Here is a 704-nt window from a genome sequence, read left to right as displayed (position 1 = left end):
TATCTATTGGGGCCGGTTTCATTAGACCACTACAGTTTCGTATCTACCTGGCCGACAAGAACGCGAATGGGCGCCCTTTTTCCGTATCACAACTCATCGGTGACGGGCATCACCAGATGAAAGATGCAGAGCAAAATAAACAATATCCCCAAGTACTGGGGGAGTTTGAACCAACGTTGCAGGGTTATTGGAACAGGCTCAAGCTCCTGCTCGGTGAGCAATCCTCGCCGTATGTAAAGCTTTGGAAACATGAAAAACGAGCCAACAAAAAGCACCCTCATGACTCGACTGTCATAGGAGTTACCACCCCACCAGCGGTGATGACCGATCATCGTCGCATTATCCTTAAAATATGCTTCGGCCACATCAAGCTTGGTTTTGGCAAGATAGGCCAACAAACCGATGCTAAAGAAGCTCAAAAACATGAATAGAACAGCAACAGCGTTATGCAGCATCGTCATCAGCGCTCCCCCTCATAAATCAAATCACCGAAACGTTCTCCCAGTCCTCCACCGATAATCCCTCCGCCATAGCCACCGGCAGCGCCGCCAATAATTCCGCAAGTCAATGCGCCCCATCCTCCAGAAACGATGCCGAGTCCAAAGACGCATACAGCTCCACCGGCATGGGCTCCAAGCGTTCCTCCGATATAAGACCCCATAATTCCTCCCGATGCCTTACCGCCCTCCACATACCGCGCTTTC

Annotated in this window: 1 protein-coding gene and 1 pseudogene; one reads left to right on the top strand and one right to left on the bottom strand. The window is 50.7% G+C overall.

The genetic code is table 11. The annotated features are described in order from the left end of the window. Positions 1 to 431, top strand: a 431-nt coding sequence (locus M5B99_RS29715) for a hypothetical protein (RefSeq protein ID WP_248807469.1), incomplete at its 5' end; no start/stop codon positions are given. 29 nt (positions 432 to 460) lie between these two features. Here M5B99_RS29715 and M5B99_RS29710 read toward each other — a convergent pair. Further along, positions 461 to 704: pseudogene (locus M5B99_RS29710) on the bottom strand (hypothetical protein); the annotation flags it as partial.

Origin of the sequence: Pseudomonas sp. MWU13-2100 (genome assembly GCF_023242365.1) — a bacterium.
GTDB lineage: Bacteria > Pseudomonadota > Gammaproteobacteria > Pseudomonadales > Pseudomonadaceae > Aquipseudomonas.
This window is presented reverse-complemented; position numbering and strand designations above follow the sequence as displayed.